This window comes from Pseudoalteromonas sp. TAE79, from assembly GCF_000498015.1.
In the GTDB taxonomy this organism is placed as follows: Bacteria; Pseudomonadota; Gammaproteobacteria; order Enterobacterales; family Alteromonadaceae; genus Pseudoalteromonas.
Map to the genome: position 1 here is coordinate 1 of NZ_AUTL01000294.1, position 2,309 is coordinate 2,309.

Here is a 2,309-nt window from a genome sequence, read left to right on the forward strand (position 1 = left end):
CTGAAGTGCATAACGTTTAGGCGGCTTTAGCCGCCAAGTGATCCTGCATCAATTTTGCAGGCGTTTCAAATCCAAGTGTCTTCCTCGGACGATTATTAAGTTGCTCAAGTACTGGTATAACCTGCGCTGGTGTTACCGCCTTAAAATCTGTGCTCTTCGGCCAATACTGGCGTAGTAATCCATTCGTGTTTTCATTCAATCCGCGCTCCCATGAGTGATAAGGGTGAGCAAAATAAACAGGAACACTTAAAGCCTCTGTGATTTGCTCGTGATAAGCGAACTCTTTTCCATTGTCAGCCGTGATGCTATGAAGCGCTGACCTATATGGCCTTAATAGTTCTATCGTCGCCGCAGTGACGGCTTGTGCTGTTTTGCCTGCCACCTGCGTTGATACAGTGAATTGGGTGACCCGCTCTACAATGGTAACAAGGGCGCCTCGATGACCTTTACCTATGACGGTATCTATTTCCCAATCTCCGATACGACCTTTCTCATCAACTATTTGTGGGCGTTCTTCAATGCTAACGCGATTTTTTATTTGCCCTCGGTTTGTTTTACCATGACTGCGCTTGTGATATTTCTTACCGTGTCGGCGCAGATGTAGGTATAACTCACCACCTGCTTTTTTATCTTCCCAGATATACAGATAAATGCGTTCATGGCTGACAGACCGTTCACTTTCTTTACGCAACCATCCCGTTATTTGTTCAGGGCTCCACTTCTCATTAAGCTTCTGGGTAATTAAAGCCATCATTTCAGGTGTCATCTTAAGCGGTTTTCTTACACTTCTTCGGCGAAACAAAGCCCGCTCATGAGCTTGTTTGTGTCTGTAACCTCGCTTACCTGTATTTCTAGAAAGCTCTCTTGAAATCGTAGATTGCGATAAATTAGTTAGCTCAGCAATACTTTGTTGCGTAAAACCACTTTTCTTTAGAACGGCGATCTGGCATCTTTGCGCATAGGTCAGTTGTTTGTAATGTCTCATTGTAAAATCTCTTGCCGGAGAAAAAGCAGTTAGCTTATGAGCAACTGACCACTTAATCTACCCAAAACAAGTTATGCACTTACAATTTGAATCCAGGATATTAAACAAGAACGATAATTTAACATTTTTCTTTCAAACTAAAAGCCAGCAGCTTGTTCAACAACAATAGCGTGGCGTTTAGCGAGGCGTAGATGATCTCTATCGTAACCTCCGCCTATCACAGTAGCTACAGGTGTATTGTGTTCAAGGCAGCGTTTTAGCACTAAATGGTCACGTTTAGCTATGCCATCCCATCTTATATCTAACTTACCCAAGCCATCACCTTGCCAAATATCAACGCCAGCATCGTAAAGTACTAAACTTGGGTTTAGCTCTTTAAGTAAATAACTTAGTGTTTCGTCAACTATGGCAAGGTATTCGTCGTCCTTCATATTATTTGCCAGGCCAATGTCTAAATCGCTAGCGGACTTTCTAAAGGGGAAGTTTTTTTCGCAATGGATAGAGCAGGTATACGCATAGGGTTGATGCTGTAACATTGCGGCTGTGCCATCACCTTGGTGCACGTCTAAATCAAAAATAAGTACGTTAGTTACCTCACCCGATTCAATTAAAGTTTGCGTGGTAAAGGCCAAATCGTTAACCATACAAAAACCTGAACCAAAGTCATTATGTGCGTGATGTGTACCACCGGCAAGATGACACGCTATACCGTGTTCAAGTGCTAAGCGGGCTGTCTGTAGCGTTCCTTGAGGGGCTGTAAATGTACGTGCCATAAGCTCTTTTGACCAAGGTAGACCAATGCGACGCATTGCTTTTTCATCTAAGCGGTTGTGCCATAAATCTTGGATATAATTATCGCAATGCACAAGCTCAAGCGGCTCTGGCGTGCCTAATATTGGCTCAACTAGGTTACTGCCGATTAAACCAAGCTCTGCAATATGTTGATATAAATGTGCAAATTTACTCATTACAAAGCGATGCTTAGGATCAAAGCTAAACGAGTAGTTAGGATGGTATACCAAAGGCAAATGAGGATTTAAGCGCATATTTACAAGCTTTATAAAGTTTGCGCTATGGTAATCAACTTAAGAGAATGAGTCTATTGCGAGTCATTAATAAGTGACGCTAATTCGCGATGCAGTAGCTCATCATCGGCTAAGTTTAGCTCTATTAAACGCTTTAAATAAGTAATACTGTCTATATCAATGTGATGGCATTTTAAACCAATATGATCGGCTTCAATATGGCAAATCACTACTTCCATTTTTATTTCTATATCGCTTTGAGGCAATGTAAAACGCAGTATTGCTTGCGTATTGTGGCT

At 42.0% G+C, this 2,309-nt stretch carries 3 protein-coding genes; all 3 read right to left on the bottom strand.

Annotation, left to right across the window (positions count from 1 at the left end; genetic code table 11):
* Positions 1–16: 16 nt before the first annotated feature.
* Positions 17–985, bottom strand: a complete 969-nt coding sequence (locus L655_RS0124420; protein ID WP_024604006.1) for an IS30 family transposase — start codon at positions 983–985, stop codon at positions 17–19.
* A 137-nt stretch (positions 986–1,122) separates the two neighbouring features.
* On the bottom strand, positions 1,123–2,031 hold the full coding sequence (locus L655_RS0124425) for a histone deacetylase (protein WP_024606568.1): 909 nt from the start codon (positions 2,029–2,031) through the stop codon (positions 1,123–1,125).
* A 53-nt stretch (positions 2,032–2,084) separates the two neighbouring features.
* On the bottom strand, positions 2,085–2,309 hold a 225-nt coding region (locus L655_RS0124430; protein ID WP_024606569.1), incomplete at its 5' end, for a PilZ domain-containing protein.